Here is an 18,441-nt window from a genome sequence, read left to right on the forward strand (position 1 = left end):
GTATGAAGACCCTTCGCGACAAAATCATGGATGTTTCGCAGCCGGTTATTTTTTATGAGTTGTTGCCGCCGACAGGCGAAAAGGCAGCCAACACCGATGCCTACATTGATTGTGCCATTGATTTGTTAACCAGTACGCCAGTGAATATCGATGGCGTTAATATTCCCGAAATCAGAGATGAGAGCAAGGGGGAGCAACGAACGGATGAATTTGTTCCAAAAATGGATCCGCGTCATTTTGCAGAGCGGCTGGAGCAGGCTTATCGCAACATCAATGTGGTTCTCAATCACTGCACGGTTTATGAAGGCTGGGAGGAGCAGAAGGCGTGGCTTGAACACTCCGTCAACCAGACTAATCTTCGAGCGCTCATTCTGGTTGGCGGAAGCAGCAGCAAGATTCATTATATCGGTCCTTCGGTGATTGAAATGCTGCAATACATTCGTAATCACTGCACGAAAGAACTGCTTTGCGGCGGCATCACCATTCAAACCCGGCGTTCCCATGAAGCCATCAGGGATGAACCCCATCGCCTTCTCGCCAAAAGCGTAAACGGCATGGAATTTTTTACCAGCCAAATCATTTATGATCCCATCAGCATTAAATTTTTATTACGGGATTATGCTTACGCCTGCAGGGAGGAGGGGATTGAGCCCAAACGCATTTTTCTAAGCTTTGCCCCGGTTTCCAGTCACAAGGATCTTCATTTTTTACGTTGGCTTGGGGTTTTTATTCCCAAAACCGTGGAGGATGAGTTATTTAAAGCCGACATCGGCATTGGCTGGCGTTCCCTGAAAATTGCCACCAATAATCTCCTTGAAATTCTGCAATTCATGCACAAGGAAAAAATTCAGGTGCCTTTGGGCTTAAACATTGAACACGTCAGCCGTCATAACTTCGAGTTGTCGCTTGAATTTGTAGAAAGACTTGGCGAGCTTTATTACAGTCATGTCAGCAAATTGCCTTAACGATTTATTTTCTCCCATTCCCCCCCCGCCTAAGCCTTTGTAAAGTGTAAAGTTTTGTTCAAGTTTTTTATCTGCCGCCTTAGTTTTAAATTTATACATGTATAATTAAATTTATACAGTTCTTTTAAAGGGTATCCTCATGAAAATGGTAGAAGTGTACTTAAGCACGGCATGGCTTAATGAAAATACGCAACGTCAACGATTCAGGGACCGGGAAGTCAGCGATTTGGTTTCGGCGTCGCAAAAACTGCTTAAGGCCGCGCCCATGGTCGCACTGGCGGGGGCTGGGTTCAGCAAAGGCATGGTGAATCCCAGCCTGACTTTAATGAATATAAGCACGCATACCGTCAAGGAAATTCATAATGGGATTGCCAATGTGGGTAAAAACAATGGCCGCTTTTATGAAGGCATAGACAGGGCGAAACAGCCGCAGATGAAGAAAAATGCCCAAAGTAATTATGCCGGACCCCTGGTTAAATTATGGTTGGTCACTGATGATGACCAAGCCAGCAAGGCCAATGTGGGTAAAGGGGTTTTGTTTCATAGCCAGACGGAGGCGATGCGCTTTAAGGACATGTATAGCAATCTGGATGACTATTTGTCATCTAAATATTATAAACAAAAAGAAATTGTGACCCTGCGGATTAATGAAAGTGATTTGCCGCTCTTTGAACAGGAACTCCTGCATTACCTTGAGGCCCGTGAAAACAGTCTTCGTTCGGAACTGTTAGTCAGGCCCAAGTTAAGCCCGCAGAATTTTGCTCTCTCACGGGTGTATGAAGAAGAAACCGGCGCTTTGATTCAGGGAGACGATGGGGAATACCTGATCGAAATCGATTTCCCGGTCGCTGTGGGCAGGCGCACGCTGGCGAAGTATTTTCCCGAAACAATCAGTGCCAGCGTCAAAGCAGAACTTTCCCTTTTTTCCGAAGCGGTTGTTGATTTAGAGCGTTTTGAAACGCTTGAAGAAGAGTTGGATGTGTCTGAAAAAGACGTCATGAGCGAATTGGATTCTGCCTCTGAACAAAGCGTTGAATCAGACGAGGAAGAATTTGAAGGACCGCCCACGGCTAAAGGCAAGGAAAAAGCCAAACGGCATGATCGGGAAGAGGTCAACGCGCTGAAGGAGGATGTAACGCCTAAAGCGAGCGATCGAGTTTCTGCCAGGCAGTTATCGCATGCCGGTGTATTTAAGCACGCCGATAATCCGAGACCAAGCGAGGCAGACAGTGAGCTAACCTCGTCGCACCCTCGTTCAGGGAAAGGGTAAGTCAGGCATTAACAGAAATCGCTTCGGTTCCCAAAGGCTTTCCTGAAATCGTATTCACGGGTTGAGCGCAGTTCGTCGGTATTAAATCGCACAGTGAAAGCGCTCACCTTAAGGTAATGCTTGCCTGTGGTGGTATCCACTGGCATGGACAGTGTTGCGGATAAGGTACAAATTGGAACGACCTGACCGTTGGTAACGCGGCTGACTTCATCAGTGCAACGTTTATTCACGAGCTCCAGTTCATCGTCATTGATTTCCAGTAAGGAAATCCCATCGCTGCCTATGGCATAAAATGTTGGCATGGCGTCCTTGTTGTCAAGATCGCATTGGTTGAAAGTCAGTACATCAAGCGTGACCTGGCCGACTATTTTACTGTTTACTTTAGTCCAGTTAATATGGCCTTTGACCAGACCGGGTTGTATTCCCTGTTTACCCGACTGTTTAAATTCAGTGGTGTGGCTGAATTCATTGAGCATAATCGCCTCAAGGAATTGGCCGCCGAACTGGTAAAGTTTATTGGCAGGCGTTCCTTCATAGTCAATGCTGGTGTTGTTTCCAAATCCTTGAATGGCTTGAATAATGGCCGGATCCTTGTCATTGTTACTGTTTAATGGGTACACCACCGTTCCATATAACGTCACACTGCGGCGGGCAAAATCCTTTACCGACGTCGATTTGTCCGGTAAATGCGGGGCTTTGCTTGTGTTTTCCAAATCGTGAAAAGCCTGGGATTCGTCCAGCATGCTTTGTTCATAATCAACCTTGCTCACAGGCAATTCTCTGGCAATATGAACAAGCGAGAGTTCCAATTGGCTTAGCAAAACACAATGCAGCTTCCGCAGCGTTGCAACGAGGCTGACGTAAGGGCATTTAAGACCACCCGAAGCCTTGGGGGCATCCGGTACAATGTCGTGCAATAAACGGTACCGTTCATGGTTGAGTAACTCGTGCATAAAGCGGAATTTGGAGGTATTGATTTCGATGTTTTCAAGGATGGCGAGGGCACTGATTAATTGGTCAGGGCTCATAAAACGGTTCAAATCCAGGTGCTTTTGCAGTGAATCGATAAACGAAAGAATGCCGGTGCGGTGATAAAATCCCACCTCGCTCTGTGCTCTGCATTTAAGGATCTTAAAATCCCCACGCAACAGAGCACTTAAATCATTTTGGCTTTTCATAAATCACAAAGAAAGAAAGTTACTCATTGTGGGTAATCATATGATATAAAGATTAACTGCGTATTAACTGCAGAAAATAAGCACAAGGAGTTGCCATGTTATTTAAAAAATCCGCAGAAGTAGCCCCTCAGGACCAAGGCTGTTTTTATATTCCCTGGGTTGAACGTCCGCGAAATCTGGAAAAGATGAAGGAGAGTGGGCATTTATGGACTTACTTGACCGCTAAAAACATCTACCGGCATTTCTATACCGCCCCTGAGTGTGTGCCTCGGGACAATCATCACGTGGCGATTTGCTTTAAGGTGCGGTTAACCAGCGAGCAGCAATCCCGTCTTGAGTTGCTGAAAACCGGTGTTACGCGTGTTTACCGCGGCGATTTGTCATTTGAGCCTGACGCCATTGAAAGCTGTCTTGTCCTTACGAGTCAGGAGTCGAAAGAATACCGTCGGGAGAGTGCTGAGGAAAACCACCCCTCTCCCATGACCCTTTAAAGAAAGCGGCTATTGTTCACCAAAGGCTTTGATGTACTCGTTTAAATCGTCAATACGCCGTTTGTTTAATGTGTTGTAGCAGTCCACCTCGTCAATGGCCTGCATGGAGCCGCCTTCGTGTTGCAAACCGGTGAATTTGCATTCTTTGGCGCGGAAATCCAGCCAGGCTTTTTGAGCGCTGATGAGAGCCGCCTTGTTCTCTTTGGATAGCAGGGCGGAGAGTGAACGGTAGGTGTTGTTTAATATTTTGTCATAATAAGCGTATTCCTGATTGGCGCATTCGTGAATGGCCAGGGTTGTGGCTGCTTTGTCATAACAGGCTTTCAATGAGGCAGGATCGACGGCGAAAACGGAACTGGCCAGGAGCAGCAGGATCAGTAACAATGGAATTGAATAAGACGGTCTGTTCATTGATTCTCCTTAATCATCAATACCTTAACGACTGACTATACCATGGGAGTGTCGATTCAGCGATTTATTTCACAAAAACAGGTAGACTGCTCAGATCTTTATTCGAGCCGGGAGAATCATGAGCGACCAGATTTCTGATTTATTTTCCATTTTGAAAAAGCAACTGAAGGCCCAGGGATTTACGTACAAAACCCTGGCTCAGAAATTATCCCTGTCTGAGGCAAGCATGAAACGCCTGTTCAGTCAGCAGGATGCCAATTTAAGCCGCCTGCAGTCGATTTGCGCCTGCCTCAATCTGTCCTTGTCGGAGGTGTTTGAACTGCTTCAGAAAGATAAAAAATTAATTGTGCATTTGACTGAAAATCAGGAAAGGGAACTGGTGAGCGAGTTAAGGCTGCTGCTGGTGGCCATTTGTGTGCTTAATCACTGGACGTTTGAGGATATCCTCCGTTTTTATACCATTTCCGAGCACGAGTTAATTCGTTATGCGGCAAAGCTGGATAAGATGAAAATTATTGAATTGCAGCCGGGGAATCGCTTCAAGCGCCTGATTGCTCCTGATTTTCATTGGATTGCCGACGGCCCTATCCAGCGGTTTTTTCAGCAAACCATTCAGGATGATTTTTTTGATTGTCATTTTGAAAAACCAACGGAACTTTATCTGGTCCGCAGCGGCATGCTGAGTGAGCAGGATAACCGGATTTTTCAGCAGACCCTGCATAACACCGCCAATGAATTCGTTAAGCGTTGTCGGGATACGGTGGATGTGCCCATCGATAAACGCCATGGCACTGCCTTAATCATCGCCATGAGACCCTGGGTGCCGCGTATTTTCGACAGCTTAAAAAGACAAGTGTCGGAGGAGTAATCGAGGCGCCGCGGACAGGCCGCGGCAGGTCAACTCAGTCGGTACGTTGCGCCTGCAGTATCTGTTTGGCGGTCACATAATCCCGCTTGCCATTACCCAGTTTGGGCAATTCCGTCATTTGCCGAATGAACCCCGGCAGCATGATTTTGGGCAAGTCGGCCGCGAGCAGGCGCTGTCTTAGTTCATGTTCGGAGAAGGGGGCGCAATAGAGCATGGCCAGTTCTTCCCCTTTTTTATCGTCGGGTAAGGCGAGGGCCATCAATTCGACTTCGCTTCCGTTGATTGCTTCCTGCCAGGCTTGTTCGGCCTGACTTAAGCTAATCATTTCACCGCCAATTTTGGCAAATCGGGAGTAACGGTCGACAATGGTGAGGAAACCATCCTGGTCTAAATGCCCTTTATCGCCAGTTTTATACCAGGTGTAATTGTCCTCGTGAATTAAAACCGCTTCCGTTTTTTCAGGCAGGTTTAAATAACTGTCCATCACCTGAGTACCGCCAATCAACACCAGACCGTCTTCACCCCGAGGTAAATCCTTCAATGTCACAGGATCAACGACCCGAAACGCACAGCCTGGCAGGGGAAGGCCCACGGTGCCTGGCTTGTGAGCCTGATGAATATGCCAATCCTGGGTCGAAATTACATCAGGTAAATTGCAGCTCGCCACAGGCGCCACTTCCGTTGCGCCGTATCCTTCATAAATTTCGAGATTGAATTTTTCTTTAAATGTGTTGTACACCAGGGGCGACAGTTTTTCAGCCCCGGCAACCACTAAGCGTACAGAGCGAAGCATCTGCGGATGCACGGAAGCATTACGTGCATACAGGCCAAGTAAACTGGAGGTTGAGCAGAAGAGGGTGACGCGGTATTTGCAGATTAATTTGGCAATGACTAAGGATTTGGTGGGATCCGGGTAACAAACCATGGGGATGCCTTTCAACAAGGGCATGAGGGTCGTGACCGTTAAACCGAAGGCATGGAAAAGGGGCAGCGTATTAATCAGGACGTCGTCTTCCTGCAGACCCAATACGGTGGCCACCTGATTAATATTGCTTAACAGATTGGCCTGGGTCAGCTTAACGCCTTTAGGTTCGCCTTCACTGCCGCTGCTGAACAGAATGGCCGCAATGCTTTGGCTGGTGCCAGGTTGAATGAAAACGAATTTAAGAAGAGCCGCGGGCAATGCCTTCGCAAGCAGGATATACCCCGGCAGAACTGCGCGACGATTTGAAAGGAGATCCTCGAGATAGATGAGTTCACAGGGGGCCAGTGCTTTTTCCAGAGCAATGCCCCGGTCATTCAGTTTTCTCAAAAACAGCCTGGACGTGATGATCGTCGTCAGTGACGCCTGACGAACGGCTGACTGAAGCGCGGGTTCGCCCGTTGTAAAGTTAAGATTAACCAGAGCCTTACCCAGTGTCAGCAGACTTAAATTAGCGACCACTGCGCCGGTGCTGGTGGGTAGAAGAATACCCACATGATCCTGGTGTTTCAGTCTTTTTTTCAGTTGCCGATTAACCCATAACACAGTTCCAAGCAGTTGGTGTGTTGATATCTCCCGGCCATTTTCTTCGATAATGGCGGTTTGAGAAGGATTTTTTTTAACCTGATAAAGCCATTCGTCCTGCAGGCAGCCGATTGCTTCAACATGGTATTTCCAGGCTTTGATGGATAATTCAGTGACCTTCTGCTTGACTTCTTTGGCGTTGCTGGAAGCAGGCAGGGCCTTACCGTAAACGAGAGTAATGCGGCGATGGTGACCGCTTTTAATTTTTTTACTGTAACGATGACCATAGGACACTTTTGAACCCCACAGGCCATGAATGTAAAAGGGAATAATCACCGCATTGGCATTCATCGCGCTGCGCTCAAAGCCACTGCGAAAAAGACCCATCTGGCCGTTTTTAGTCAGTCGTCCTTCAGGAAAAAGAGCGACGACCTCTCCGGCATTCAAGGCCTGATTGATTTCCACCAAGGCGTCCTGGCTTGCGCCGCGGGCAATAGGAATCACATTAAATTGTCGGAGAATCCAGTTTAGATACCAGGTTTCGTAAATGGATCGCTCCATGACAAAACGAATAGGGCGCGGGCAGGCAATCTGTAAAATGGCCCAGTCGATGAAACTGACATGATTACCCAGCAGCAACACACCGCCGGAAGAAGGTAAATTATCCAGATCGTAAACACTTAGACGGTAAAATTGGGAGGTAATGAAGTAAAGCATGTAACGCACCAGCGATTGCGGCATCGTCACTAACGTGTAGAGAGCGCCTGCGGAAGCGATAATAAACAGCGAATAGAGTAAAACCTGGCTGTCGATCCCAGCGAGGCCCACCCCGACGGTTAAACCTAAGAAAAACAACATGAATGCGTTTTGTAAAAAATTGTTGGCCGACAACACCTTGCCGTTTTCCTGACGCGGGGCATTAAACTGAATGAGGGCATTCAGGGGGACAATTAACATGCCGCCAAAAAAACCATAGCCGAGAAAGAGAAGAACAATACCCCATTGGCTGGTGAGGTGAGGCAGAATAAAAAGGCCACCAGCAATGCCTAAGGTGGCAACCGGGATTAATCCTGTTTCTACAAATCCCTTGGACACTTTCCCCGCGTATAAAGCGCCCAACAGGATGCCAATACCGCCTAAGGCCAGGGAGCCTTGAGCAAACATCACGCTGACGTTGCCAATGTGTTCTTTCAAAAAAGCCCCATAGCTGGCCAGCAGCACCTGATTGACTGCCCAGAATACGGACAGGCCGATGATACAGGTCAAAATAACCGGAGGATGCAGGGTTTTATTTAAGTAGGATTTAAGATAGTGGCCGGTGAAATAATTGGCGGGATGATAGGTCGATTGCGGGTCAACGGCATCTTTCCTGATTAGGCGAAAACTCATCAGGGTTTCAAAGATTGAAAATAAAATAATCAAAAAGCCGGCCGGAGCAAAGGCTTTGAGCAGCAGGCTTTTGTCGGTGCTGTGTTGCAAACCCGCGGCATTGACGAAATAACTGAAGAGGGAGGTAAACGCAAAGGTTGCGCCCAAAATGGCAATGATTGTCAATGTCTGGACAATGGCATTGACCTGCGAGAGCTGTTCCTTGCCAAACACTTCCTTGATATAGCCGTATTTGGCCGGAGAATTCAGGGCGCTTTGCACGGCGAGCAGCAAGGTCAGAGCAAACGCTCCCCAGAAAAAGCCCGTAAAATAACACCAGGTGGCTAACAGGGTGAGGGGGATGGCGGCGGCTGCAGTGACTTGCAATACCCGCGCCTTGGAGTATTTGTCAGCAATAAATCCTGACGGTGTAAACAGCATTAAGTAGGGCAGCAGAATCAAGGCATTGATGATGGCGGAAAGGACTGTGTAGGCGGAACCGTCCGCGGTTTGGTAAAGCGTGTCCTGCAATAGGATTTTGTGACCTAAATCAATAAAGGTATTAAAAAACACCAACATAAGGTAGGGGTAAAATCCTTTGATTTGGCTTAACTTCATTCTTGTCTCCAGAAAGGGATAACAAAATTATATCTTATACGTTGCTTAAAGCTATTCACACAAATTAGGTATTAATTATTGCGCCTTTTAGTGTCTGCCTGTACGACTTGCAGGTGTCCTCTCCTGTGCAGATAAGCGACTACCGAATCCACGCTGACAAAGGAATAACGACGCGTGCGGTTTTCAATTTCAGGGTGATCATTAAACCGGATAGCGGCATGGGTTAGCGATACACTCAATCGGGCCACCGGAGAAAGGGTAACAATCGACGGTTGATAACCTGTCCTCTGCAGAAAATCCTGAGCGGATTGCCTTGTGTGTCGAGATTTGGGATTATCGGCATCTGCTGCCATTTCTAAAACCCATTGGTTAGAGTTTTGATACAGGCGTGAATAAGGGTAGGCAATCAGGCTGTATTGGTTGCTATGCAGGCGCCCGATAACCTGAGGCTTCAGGGCTTCGTAAAGGCGAGCCTGCATGCCTTGATCGGGAATGGTGATTTGATAATCCTGGCTGTACAGATTATCCATGAAAAAATTCATCAATCCCTGGGCATACAGCGAGGACGTGGGTCGGTTGCATTCATTTAACAAATGAATGACCGTCCATTTGCCCGGTTTCCCGGGATAGTTTTTTACCACAAAGGCAACATGGCTGTAATGAAGCCCGTAACGGCTCAAATCCGATCCCACCCGGGCCAACAGGGCGACTTTCGCCCCGCTTTGATCCAGTTTTTTTGAAACGGCGAGTGATGTACGGCTGGCATTGTAAAAATCATCCGCCCTGGCGGTGTAATTTGTACAGACAGTTCCAGCAAAGGGACCGGTTGTGCTGCCGAAAAGCATCAAACAGGCTGTTAATGGAAATAATTTAGTCATCGGATAGCCCTTAAATTTGATGGCTGAAAATTAACGATTTCCCCATTTCATTGGGAACAAACGCAATCAAACGTCCAGCCGAGGTTAGGATAATGCCGGTACCGGTGGTTACTACTCGGATCCATTGACCGGCGGCGAGCAGACTGTGTCCTGCGACATGGCTTGAGACCTGAATGGTTGTCACGGCAGACTGGCCTGCTGCTTTCAAGCTGATATAAGAGATGTCGCCGACAGTTCTTACCGCAACAATGACCACTTGGCTGGCTGCAGCAAACAGGTTGGCGCTGCCAGCGACTACCTGGCTTACACCCTGAGCGGATAAATCGGTGCTGGCCATTGACGCTTCGCTGCCGCCATTGGCGAAGGCGGTTGTGGTTAAGAGAATAAGCGGGAGGGCTTTTTTAATCATCATTGTCTCCAAAGGTTGTTTCTGGAAAACAAGGTAGGATGGATTAACAAAAAATTCTACTTTATTGGTTTTGTTTCCGATAAATAATACCATTAGTATTTAAATTTAATACTTTAAAGCCCCATTGCATCAAAACCATCGATGTCCATTTCACACAGGGGGTTTTAAAAAAGCGTTTATGCTACAGTGAAGAGAGGACGATTAATCCCTAATGGAAGAAAGAAAATGGAACAATCTGAACTGTATAATGGACTGGCAGGGGATGTCGTTCGAAAGTACCTGACAGGATCGACTTTTTTCACCGCCCTGCCCATTATTTTTGTTTGGTCTGTACTGGCATTGGTTATCTATCTTTTACACAATCAAATCGATAAACGTTACTTAGACGTGCTGCAATGGCTTGCGGTTGTGCTTATTTCGTTGGGGATGACAGGGCGATTTGCCTTAGCCGCGAGTCGAGGGGATATTCACGCCGGGTTTTTTAGTGGCGGTTACTCCGCTGCTGAACTGCTTTCCTACACTGGCCGTGCGATTTTATATAACCTGTGCTGGTTTTTACCGGCTCTTGCCCTTGCCCTCTACTTAACGCATTCAGATAATGCCTTAAGATTGTTTTTCTTCCTGAAATTAGGTATTGGCTTTGGCTGGGTGGGTATCGGCTACGCCGTGCTTGTACTGCTCAGTTTTTTTGGTCCTTTGCTGGCCGCGGCCCTTGCTGTTTATACTGAATCGCTGCGTGAAGTGTTTAGCCGGGAGCCCTGGCAATGGCTATTCGATGAGCGGCGTGCCAATCTCGCCTGTTACTGCTCACAGGCTATTGGGGGCCTGGTGCTTTTTCTGCTGAAATTTTTTATCGTCATCGTGGTGTTGCAAATTCTGGTTTCCGCTGTTTCCATTCGTGCGGGATTGTATTTCAACGCGGCGCTCTCCTATTTACCCTTTATACTGGGGCCTATTCTGGTTGGAAGACTAAGCGGGGCTTTGGTGGCCAAAGACGAAATCACAAGGGCAGAGGCCTCGTCCCCCTCAAAGGGACCTGACAAACCAGAGAAGGCTGTCCACGTGCGTTCTGCCTATGAAGACTTAATCAGGACAATCCATCAGATGACTCGAGAGGAGGCAGAGGCGCAAATTCGGCAGATTAAAAACGAAGAAACGACAACGGATCAATTGCTGGCATTAAGCTACCTGTATTCTCAGGCAGGTTATCCTGAGGAAGCCATTCAACAGGCCAAACTCGCTTTGCAACAGTGCCTGGCCGAGGATAGGGGCATAGAGGCAGTCAGGCTGTTCCGATTTTTTATTAAAGACAAAAGTAAACTCGGCTTGAGCGATCATGATTTGGATAAGCTGGGCTCTCATTTAAGCCTGCAAAATCATTATCAGGAAGCGGCCTGGTGTTATTTCAGCGCAGCGAAACAACGTCAGGGAGAGGCTCAGCTGCTGATGCAGAAAAATTATTTGAGAATGTGTGATCTGATTCGCCAATCCGGGGCGTCAGAGGCCGCAAAAGGATTGTACATCCTGTTTTGCAGGCATTTTCCCGAAAGCAGCCTGTTTGAGTTCGCTCAAAGCCAGATCGAGTCTTGAGACGGCTTAGGCACAGGTTTAGCGATCGGTTTGGATTTCCTGACTCGTGTTGATTAAACGGTTCTAGTCTCTTGTCTTCCCTAAGCAGGCAGGAACTATGTTTTTGTCTTGCCCGCGTTGGCCCTGTGAACTCATCCGCTGTCTTGCCCGCGCAGGCGGGCAACTATTCAAAACTCGAATGGTGATGCCTGGGCGTGAGGTAATACGTTGTCATTTGAGTCGCAACCGGCCACACAAATGGATGCCCGCCTGCGCGGGCAAGACAAAAAGAGCGCTTGCCGGCACGACAGGGTCTTAGGGCCTGATAGGTGAAGTTGCCCACTACTTCGGTGCTGTGCTATCAGCGCTTCGATGGGTGCTTTTGAAACAGCCAGTACGGATTAAGCCAGGATGGAAAGAAGAACGGGGTATTTTTCTGGTAATCCAGATAAGCCTGTCCGCGTGCCTGCCGTGAGCCTTCTTCGGTCATGGGGCCGGTAATGCGGGTCATGAGCACATACAGGGTTAACGGTGAAATCAGCCCCAGCCAGCCGAAAGCATGGGAAAAAGAAAACAGTGAAAAAGAAAGCCAGATAAGCCATTCGAAAAAATAATTAGGGTGTCTTGAGTAAGACCATAATCCCTGATTGCACACTTTCCCCGGGTGGTTTTTTTTAAAAATCTGCAGTTGATAATCAGCCAGGGTTTCGGCGGCTAAGCTGACAAGGGCGAGTAATCCTGCCGCATAATCCAGCCAGCCTGGTTTCGTTTCTGAGGAAAGGGCTACGAAGAACCAGGGTAACGACAGCAGCAGAATAAAAAATCCCTGAAGTTGAAAATTCAGAAAAAAACCCAGCGGTTTGGCGATTTTCCAATCCTGACTGAGTGTCAGGTAGCGTTTATCCACGATGCCTTTGCGGATACGGGTCAGCCAGAGGAAAAGACCTAACCGTAAACCCCATAGGCCGAGAAGCACGCTTAAGAAAACGCTTCGCGCCGATAGCGGCGGGGCATTTTATTTGACTTTCAGCGGTACCTGGTAGATAACCAGTACCTTGGAGATATGTACCTTTAGTATTATCAGGTGTTTTGTGCTGAGAATGATGGCAGATGGATTAACATAGGCTATTGGGTGTTATTAATTGTCTCAATTGTTTAATTATGCATGAATTATGGGTATGTAAGAGTATTCTCGATATTATTAGAGAGAATGCAATTGAAAAAAAATTTACTCGGGTAAAAAAAATAATTTTAGAGCTTGGTCAATTGGTTGCAATTGAAAAAGACGCTCTAATTTTTAGTTTTAATGTGATTACAGAGGGAACTGTTGCTGAAAATGCAGCGCTTCATATCATTGATATCCCTGGAGAAGCACGATGTGAGTCTTGCAAAAAAAGGGTTCCTTTGCGGCGGTATTATGATGCGTGTCCGGTCTGTGGCAGTCATTCACTAAAGATTACTCAGGGTGAAGAATTTAGCGTTAAATCAATGGTGGCAGAATAATGTGTGGAATATGCGGCTGTACAGAAGAAATGAAAGGGCATGGTCATAGGCATGAGCATAATGACCATCACTCACATGATGAGCATTTGATTCATGTTGAACAAAATATTTTAGCTAAGAATCAGCAATTTGCTTTTCAAAATAAAAGCTATTTATCAAATAAAAATATTTTGGCATTAAATATCATGTCAAGCCCTGGCTCGGGTAAAACAACCCTTCTGGCAAAAACAATTTTGGATTTAAAAAAAGAATTGGATATAGCGGTTGTTGTCGGTGATCAACAAACGGATTACGATGCAGAGTTAATTAAATCAAGTAGTGGTCATGCTGTACAAATAAATACCGGAAAAGTCTGTCATTTAGACGCACATATGCTTGGTCATGCGTTAGAAGAACTTTCTTTGAAAGAAAAATCAATATTATTTATTGAAAATGTAGGTAATCTTGTTTGTCCTGCATTATTTGATTTAGGCGAACACTTTAAAGTGGTCATCCTTTCCGTTACTGAAGGAGATAACAAACCACTTAAATACCCGGATATGTTTCGTTGTGCTGATTTGATGCTGGTCACTAAAACAGATTTACTCCCTTATGTAGATTTTGATCTCGGTAAATGTATGGAATATGCGCGCCGGATCAAACCCGATATTGAAATTTTGACTCTGTCAACGGTGAATGGCGATGGTTTGAATGACTGGTATAACTGGTTGAAAAAAAGACAGATGTAGGGAGCTCTAAATGGGGTATTTTTTCTTTGGAGAGCCCTAAATTAAATTAGAACGATTACAGCTTATCATCCAGGGTCAAGTCCAGGGCGTTGGTTTTAGGCCTTATGTTTATCGAATAGCAAATCAGCTTTGCTTAACTGGATGGATACAAAATAATGCTTCAGGTGTTTTAATTGAAATTCAAGGAACCCTGGCTTGTGAATTTGTAACTCATTTAAAAGCCAATTTACCGCCACTTGCCAAAGTGAATAGCATTCAACTAAAGACTATTCCTTTGCAAATGGATGAGGCCCTTTTTGAAATTATTGAAAGTGAGAAAGGTAAAGCGAATACCATTATTTCGCCGGATACCTGTATTTGCCCTGAATGTTTACACGAACTGTTTAATCCTCAAAGCCGTTATTTTCGATATCCCTTTTTAAATTGCACTCACTGCGGTCCCAGATTCTCAATCACACAAACTCTTCCTTATGATCGTGGCCAGACGTCAATGAAGCCGTTCCCTCTTTGTCATGATTGTTACGCAGACTATGCCAATCCTGACAACCGACGTTATCACGCTCAACCGACGGCCTGCATGAATTGTGGTCCTCAGCTTTCATTATCTGTTGAAGACATCGCACGGTGCATTTTGCAAGGCGAAATCATTGCTTTAAAAGGATTGGGGGGGTATCAACTTATTTGTGATGCGAGAAACGAGACTACGCTATCAAGACTTCGGCAAAGAAAAAATCGTGAAACAAAACCATTGGCGCTCATGGTGGCTAATATCAAAAGTGCAGAACGCATGGTTGAAATCAGCGAACAAGCTCGAATTTTATTAGAGGGGTGGGCGCGACCCATAGTATTGCTCAGAAAAAAGAAGGGCTTTGCTGGTAATGCTGACAAAATAGCTCCTGGTTTAAACCATCTTGGAATAATGCTTCCCTCTACGCCATTACATTATTTACTTTTTAATGCTTTTGCCGGGAACGTAAATGGTTGTGATTGGTTAGATGAGTTTCAATCAATGGTATTGGTAGTTACCAGCGCTAATTCGAGGGGGGAGCCGATCATTATTGAAGATCATCAAGCGGCGTGCGATCTTAAAACCATAGCAGATAAAATTGTCTCCTATAATCGTCAAATTATTACCCATGAAGATGATTCTGTCCTGCGTCTTGTCAATGACGCACCAATGTTTATTCGGCGTTCTCGTGGATTTGTACCGACGCCAATTCAATTGCCTCATAGTATCCCACCCACGCTGGCAGTTGGAGGGCATCTTAAAAATACCTTTTGTATTACCCGAGGTGATGAAGCGTTTGTTTCACAACACATTGGTAGTCTGAATAATAAAGCGACCATTGATGTTTTTCATGAATCATTAACTCACTTATTAACCTTTTTGAATGTAAAACCTGAACGGATTGCTCATGATTTGCACCCTGATTTTTACACCACTCGATTTGCTGAAGATTACAGTGTACCTGCATTTGCAATACAGCATCATCATGCTCATTTGGCTTCAGTTGCTGTAGAGCACGGTATAAAAAGGCGCGTTTTAGGTTTAGCCCTGGATGGATATGGGTATGGTTCAAATGGCGAAGCTTGGGGTGGGGAGCTTTTGTTATTAGACAATGCCTCGTTTGAGCGGCTTGGATCATTTTGTCCTCTTTTACAGCCTGGGGGAGAAATCGCAGCACGCGAACCCTGGAGAATGGCAGCAGGTGTCTTGCATCGTTTGGGGCGCGGCAATGAAATCAGTGAACGATTTTCATGCTGTACTCAAGCCCAGGCAATACACCCTGTGTTAGATAAAAGGATAAACAGTCCCATGACCAGTAGTTGTGGGCGTTTATTTGATGCAGTGAGTGCCTTGCTGGGGATTCAACTGATGTCTCAATACGAGGGGCAAGCGGCTATGCGATTGGAATGCTTGGTCAGTGAGCTGCAAGTCGCGCCAAACGGGTGGAGGATAAAAGACAATAATTTTGATATATTTCCCACCCTGGAGCTGCTATCAGAGCTTGCCGATCCTGTTGCAGGTGCTAATCTGTTTCACGGTACGCTCATTGCTGGCCTCACGGCATGGATCAAGGGCGCTTGCCGGGAAAGGGGAATTGATGTGGTTGTATTAAGTGGTGGTTGTTTTTTGAACAAAGTACTGGCAGAAGGATTAACCAAGGCATTGAATGAATCCGGTATCAACCCCTTATTACCGAGAGCCCTTCCCCCCAATGACGGTGGAATTTCTCTGGGACAGGCCTGGATTTCCGGAATACTAAGAGGATAGTCTATGTGTTTAGCATTACCTGCTCAAATTACCCGGATTCTTGGTAATGATAGAGCCATTATCAATTTAGGTGGCATCACCAAAGAAATCTCAATTGCCTTACTCGATGAGATCGCTGAAGGGGATTATGTCATTATTCACGTGGGATATGCTTTAACACGATTGGATGAACAAGAGGCCCAGAAAACCTTAAATTTATTTGCACAAATGTTGAAGGATACTCTTGAATGAAGTACATCGAAGAATTCCGGAATGGCGCTTATGCAAAAGTACTTGCCCAGAAAATTGCAGCCCTGGTTGAACCGGATCGATACTACCAGTTAATGGAGTTTTGCGGGGGACATACCCATGCTATTCATCGATATGGCATTCCAGGTTTACTCCCGGGCAATGTTGAAATGATTCATGGGCCAGGTTGTCCTGTTTGTGTATTGCCTATGGCAAGAACGGATAAAGCCATCACACTGGCATCGTTTCCAAATGTTATTCTTTGTAGTTATGCTGACATGTTGCGAGTACCGGGTACAGGGAAAAAAAGTTTATTGCATGCAAAAGCATCGGGTGCTGATGTCCGGATGATTTATTCGGCGGATGACGCTTTAAAAATTGCTCAAGACAACCCGGGGAAAGAAGTTGTTTTTTTTGCTATTGGTTTTGAAACAACTACCCCATCAACAGCGTTTGTAATCAAACAAGCAAAGAAATTGAAACTCACTAATTTTAGTGTGTTCTGTAATCATGTTTTAACCCCTGTTGCCATGGACAGTTTGCTGCAATCCCATGAAGTGAAGTTAGATGGATTTATAGGGCCTGCACATGTCAGCACGGTGATTGGGAGTAAACCCTATGAAGCTGTGTGTAACAAATATCAAAAACCCATGGTAATTTCAGGTTTTGAACCTCTGGATGTATTGCATTCCATTCTGCTGCTAATTCATCAAATCAATGAAGGTCGTTGTGAGGTGGAGATTCAATATACGCGCGCCGTCAATCGTTTAGGGAATGTGTTGTCACAACGAATTATAATGGAAGTTTTGGAGTTACGAGAGCAATTTGAATGGCGTGGCTTAGGTTATATTCCCAAGAGCGCATTAAAAATAAAGGCAGAGTATTCTGCGTTTGATGCAGAACAGCGTTTTGTGTTACCTGATTTTGTGGCCGAAGAACACAAACAATGCCTTTGTGGAGCAGTACTTCGGGGCATAAAAAAACCAATGGAATGTAAATTGTTTGCTAAAGTATGTGTTCCAGAAAATCCCTTAGGCTCATGCATGGTTTCATCAGAAGGGGCATGTGCTGCAGTTTATGCTTATGGACGGGTGAATTCATAATGTCAGAAGCGGTAATTAATAAAAAATTAAAAGGCCCAAAACTGAATTTTAAAGAGGGAACCATTAATCTGACTCATGGTGGCGGTGGGCGAGGTATGGCTCAACTCATCGATCAACTCTTTTTGGCCGCTTTTGATAATGAATGGTTAGCTCAAAAAAATGATCAGGCTTGTTTTTCAGTATCATCCGGTCGAATGGTCATGACTACCGATGCTCATGTTGTTTCACCCTTGTTTTTTCCTGGTGGTGATATTGGTTCCTTGTCTGTGCATGGGACTATTAATGATATTGTCATGTCCGGGGCAAAACCATTGTACTTATCAGCTGGCTTTATTTTAGAAGAGGGATTCCCACTGGCCGATTTGCATAAAATTGTGGAATCAATGGCTTATGCTGCAAAGCAGGCGAATGTTGCAATTATCGCTGGTGATACCAAAGTAGTGGAGCGCGGAAAAGGGGATGGCATATTCATTACAACCACTGGAATTGGGGTAGTACCTGAAGGAATTCATATTTCAGGTCATAGAGCAAAGCCAGGGGATAGCGTGCTTGTGAGTGGATATATCGGTGATCATGGCGTTGCGATAATGGCTTATCGCAATAATTTGCAATTCCAAACAAGCATCCAATCCGATACCGCTTCACTGCATGATTTGGTGTCCTGTATGATAGCCTCCGTACCTGATATTCATTGTCTGCGTGATCCCACTCGAGGAGGTCTTGCAACAACATTGAATGAATTGGCACAGCAATCAAACGTTGGATTTATGATTGATGAAGCTAAAATTCCAATTAGTACCGAAGTGGCCAGTGCTTGTGAATTGTTGGGACTCGATGCTTTATATGTTGCCAACGAAGGAAAATTAATTGCGATTTGTCCTCCAAATGATACCGATAGGTTATTGGCCGCCATGCGTTCACATCCTCTGGGGTTGCATGCGGAGGTTATTGGCGAAGTAATCGAAGATCCCAATCATTTGGTTCAACTTAAAACAAAATTAGGTGGACTGAGAATTGTGGATTGGTTGGCCGGGGAGCAGTTGCCAAGGATTTGTTAAAAGGAATTAGGATG

Annotated in this window: 16 protein-coding genes and 1 pseudogene; 11 read left to right on the forward strand and 6 right to left on the reverse strand. The window is 45.7% G+C overall.

Annotated elements, in window-relative coordinates; translation table 11 throughout:
* Positions 1-2: 2 nt before the first annotated feature.
* Both Lrub_RS07265 and Lrub_RS07270 read left to right on the forward strand, forming a co-directional pair.
* The gene (locus tag Lrub_RS07265; protein WP_058531494.1) at positions 3-965 is read left to right on the forward strand and encodes a hypothetical protein; all 963 of its coding nucleotides are present in this window, start codon (positions 3-5) and stop codon (positions 963-965) included.
* 139 nt (positions 966-1,104) lie between these two features.
* Entirely contained in the window at positions 1,105-2,235 is a 1,131-nt protein-coding gene (locus Lrub_RS07270) for a hypothetical protein (RefSeq protein WP_058531495.1), read from the forward strand.
* A gap of 8 nt (positions 2,236-2,243) precedes the next feature.
* Here Lrub_RS07270 and Lrub_RS07275 read toward each other — a convergent pair whose 3' ends face one another.
* Positions 2,244-3,413 carry a hypothetical protein gene (locus Lrub_RS07275; protein ID WP_058531496.1) on the reverse strand — a complete coding sequence of 390 codons (1,170 nt, stop codon included), beginning with the start codon at positions 3,411-3,413 and terminating at the stop codon, positions 2,244-2,246.
* A 95-nt stretch (positions 3,414-3,508) separates the two neighbouring features.
* Here Lrub_RS07275 and Lrub_RS07280 point away from each other — a divergent pair, with 95 nt between their 5' ends.
* Positions 3,509-3,904, forward strand: coding sequence for a hypothetical protein (locus Lrub_RS07280; RefSeq protein WP_058531497.1), 396 nt, complete (start codon positions 3,509-3,511; stop codon positions 3,902-3,904).
* A 9-nt stretch (positions 3,905-3,913) separates the two neighbouring features.
* Here the strand turns inward: Lrub_RS07280 and Lrub_RS07285 are convergent, their stop codons facing one another.
* The gene (locus tag Lrub_RS07285; RefSeq protein ID WP_058531498.1) at positions 3,914-4,315 is read right to left on the reverse strand and encodes a lysozyme inhibitor LprI family protein; all 402 of its coding nucleotides are present in this window, start codon (positions 4,313-4,315) and stop codon (positions 3,914-3,916) included.
* A gap of 118 nt (positions 4,316-4,433) precedes the next feature.
* On the opposite strand from Lrub_RS07285, the gene Lrub_RS07290 reads away from it, so the two are divergent.
* Positions 4,434-5,183: a helix-turn-helix domain-containing protein gene (locus Lrub_RS07290; protein ID WP_058531499.1), complete on the forward strand. Its 750-nt coding sequence runs from the start codon at positions 4,434-4,436 to the stop codon at positions 5,181-5,183.
* A gap of 34 nt (positions 5,184-5,217) precedes the next feature.
* Here Lrub_RS07290 and Lrub_RS07295 read toward each other — a convergent pair whose 3' ends face one another.
* From Lrub_RS07295 to Lrub_RS07305, 3 genes are all read right to left on the reverse strand, one after another.
* Complete coding sequence (locus Lrub_RS07295; protein WP_058531500.1) at positions 5,218-8,676, reverse strand: acyl-[ACP]--phospholipid O-acyltransferase; 3,459 nt, start codon at positions 8,674-8,676, stop codon at positions 5,218-5,220.
* Between the two features lie 71 nt (positions 8,677-8,747).
* Positions 8,748-9,554: a DUF2145 domain-containing protein gene (locus Lrub_RS07300; protein WP_058531501.1), complete on the reverse strand. Its 807-nt coding sequence runs from the start codon at positions 9,552-9,554 to the stop codon at positions 8,748-8,750.
* Between the two features lie 10 nt (positions 9,555-9,564).
* A complete protein-coding gene (locus tag Lrub_RS07305) occupies positions 9,565-9,966 on the reverse strand; it encodes a hypothetical protein (protein WP_162263128.1) in 402 nt (133 codons plus the stop codon).
* 222 nt (positions 9,967-10,188) lie between these two features.
* Here Lrub_RS07305 and Lrub_RS07310 point away from each other — a divergent pair, with 222 nt between their 5' ends.
* On the forward strand, positions 10,189-11,553 hold the full coding sequence (locus Lrub_RS07310; RefSeq protein ID WP_058531503.1) for a hypothetical protein: 1,365 nt from the start codon (positions 10,189-10,191) through the stop codon (positions 11,551-11,553).
* Positions 11,554-11,893: 340 nt separating this feature from the next.
* Here the strand turns inward: Lrub_RS07310 and Lrub_RS07315 are convergent.
* A pseudogene (locus Lrub_RS07315) lies at positions 11,894-12,517 on the reverse strand (DUF1295 domain-containing protein); the annotation flags it as partial.
* Positions 12,518-12,693: 176 nt separating this feature from the next.
* On the opposite strand from Lrub_RS07315, the gene hypA reads away from it, so the two are divergent.
* Genes hypA through hypE form a run of 6 tightly spaced genes read left to right on the forward strand, consistent with a single transcriptional unit; the run spans position 12,694 to position 18,427 of the window.
* On the forward strand, positions 12,694-13,035 hold the full coding sequence (gene hypA / locus Lrub_RS07320) for a hydrogenase maturation nickel metallochaperone HypA (protein ID WP_058531505.1): 342 nt from the start codon (positions 12,694-12,696) through the stop codon (positions 13,033-13,035).
* On the forward strand, positions 13,035-13,763 hold the full coding sequence (gene hypB, locus Lrub_RS07325; RefSeq protein WP_058531506.1) for a hydrogenase nickel incorporation protein HypB: 729 nt from the start codon (positions 13,035-13,037) through the stop codon (positions 13,761-13,763). The genes hypA and hypB overlap by 1 nt, the downstream gene beginning before the upstream one ends.
* 40 nt (positions 13,764-13,803) lie before the next feature.
* The gene (gene hypF, locus Lrub_RS07330; RefSeq protein WP_058531507.1) at positions 13,804-16,038 is read left to right on the forward strand and encodes a carbamoyltransferase HypF; all 2,235 of its coding nucleotides are present in this window, start codon (positions 13,804-13,806) and stop codon (positions 16,036-16,038) included.
* A 3-nt stretch (positions 16,039-16,041) separates the two neighbouring features.
* Positions 16,042-16,269, forward strand: coding sequence for a HypC/HybG/HupF family hydrogenase formation chaperone (locus Lrub_RS07335; RefSeq protein WP_058531508.1), 228 nt, complete (start codon positions 16,042-16,044; stop codon positions 16,267-16,269).
* Complete coding sequence (gene hypD / locus Lrub_RS07340; RefSeq protein WP_058531509.1) at positions 16,266-17,369, forward strand: hydrogenase formation protein HypD; 1,104 nt, start codon at positions 16,266-16,268, stop codon at positions 17,367-17,369. Before Lrub_RS07335 ends, hypD begins: the two co-directional genes overlap by 4 nt.
* Positions 17,369-18,427 (forward strand): hydrogenase expression/formation protein HypE, encoded by a 1,059-nt coding sequence (gene hypE, locus Lrub_RS07345; RefSeq protein WP_058531510.1) that lies wholly within the window; start codon positions 17,369-17,371, stop codon positions 18,425-18,427. The genes hypD and hypE overlap by 1 nt, the downstream gene beginning before the upstream one ends.
* The last annotated feature ends 14 nt before the right edge of the window (positions 18,428-18,441 follow it).

It is taken from the genome of Legionella rubrilucens, from assembly GCF_001468125.1.
Classification (GTDB): domain Bacteria; phylum Pseudomonadota; class Gammaproteobacteria; order Legionellales; family Legionellaceae; genus Legionella_C; species Legionella_C rubrilucens.

Coding starts and splice junctions, on each gene's coding strand:
- Lrub_RS07310 (WP_058531503.1), top strand. CDS start 10,189: ATGGAACAATCTGAACTGTATAATGGACTGGCAGGGGATGTCGTTCGA.
- Lrub_RS07270 (WP_058531495.1), top strand. CDS start 1,105: ATGAAAATGGTAGAAGTGTACTTAAGCACGGCATGGCTTAATGAAAAT.
- Lrub_RS07280 (WP_058531497.1), top strand. CDS start 3,509: ATGTTATTTAAAAAATCCGCAGAAGTAGCCCCTCAGGACCAAGGCTGT.
- Lrub_RS07290 (WP_058531499.1), top strand. CDS start 4,434: ATGAGCGACCAGATTTCTGATTTATTTTCCATTTTGAAAAAGCAACTG.
- Lrub_RS07285 (WP_058531498.1), bottom strand. CDS start 4,315: ATGAACAGACCGTCTTATTCAATTCCATTGTTACTGATCCTGCTGCTC.
- hypA (WP_058531505.1), top strand. CDS start 12,694: ATGCATGAATTATGGGTATGTAAGAGTATTCTCGATATTATTAGAGAG.
- Lrub_RS07305 (WP_162263128.1), bottom strand. CDS start 9,966: ATGATGATTAAAAAAGCCCTCCCGCTTATTCTCTTAACCACAACCGCC.
- Lrub_RS07295 (WP_058531500.1), bottom strand. CDS start 8,676: ATGAAGTTAAGCCAAATCAAAGGATTTTACCCCTACCTTATGTTGGTG.
- Lrub_RS07265 (WP_058531494.1), top strand. CDS start 3: ATGAAGACCCTTCGCGACAAAATCATGGATGTTTCGCAGCCGGTTATT.
- hypE (WP_058531510.1), top strand. CDS start 17,369: ATGTCAGAAGCGGTAATTAATAAAAAATTAAAAGGCCCAAAACTGAAT.
- Lrub_RS07335 (WP_058531508.1), top strand. CDS start 16,042: ATGTGTTTAGCATTACCTGCTCAAATTACCCGGATTCTTGGTAATGAT.
- Lrub_RS07300 (WP_058531501.1), bottom strand. CDS start 9,554: ATGACTAAATTATTTCCATTAACAGCCTGTTTGATGCTTTTCGGCAGC.
- Lrub_RS07275 (WP_058531496.1), bottom strand. CDS start 3,413: ATGAAAAGCCAAAATGATTTAAGTGCTCTGTTGCGTGGGGATTTTAAG.
- hypB (WP_058531506.1), top strand. CDS start 13,035: ATGTGTGGAATATGCGGCTGTACAGAAGAAATGAAAGGGCATGGTCAT.
- hypD (WP_058531509.1), top strand. CDS start 16,266: ATGAAGTACATCGAAGAATTCCGGAATGGCGCTTATGCAAAAGTACTT.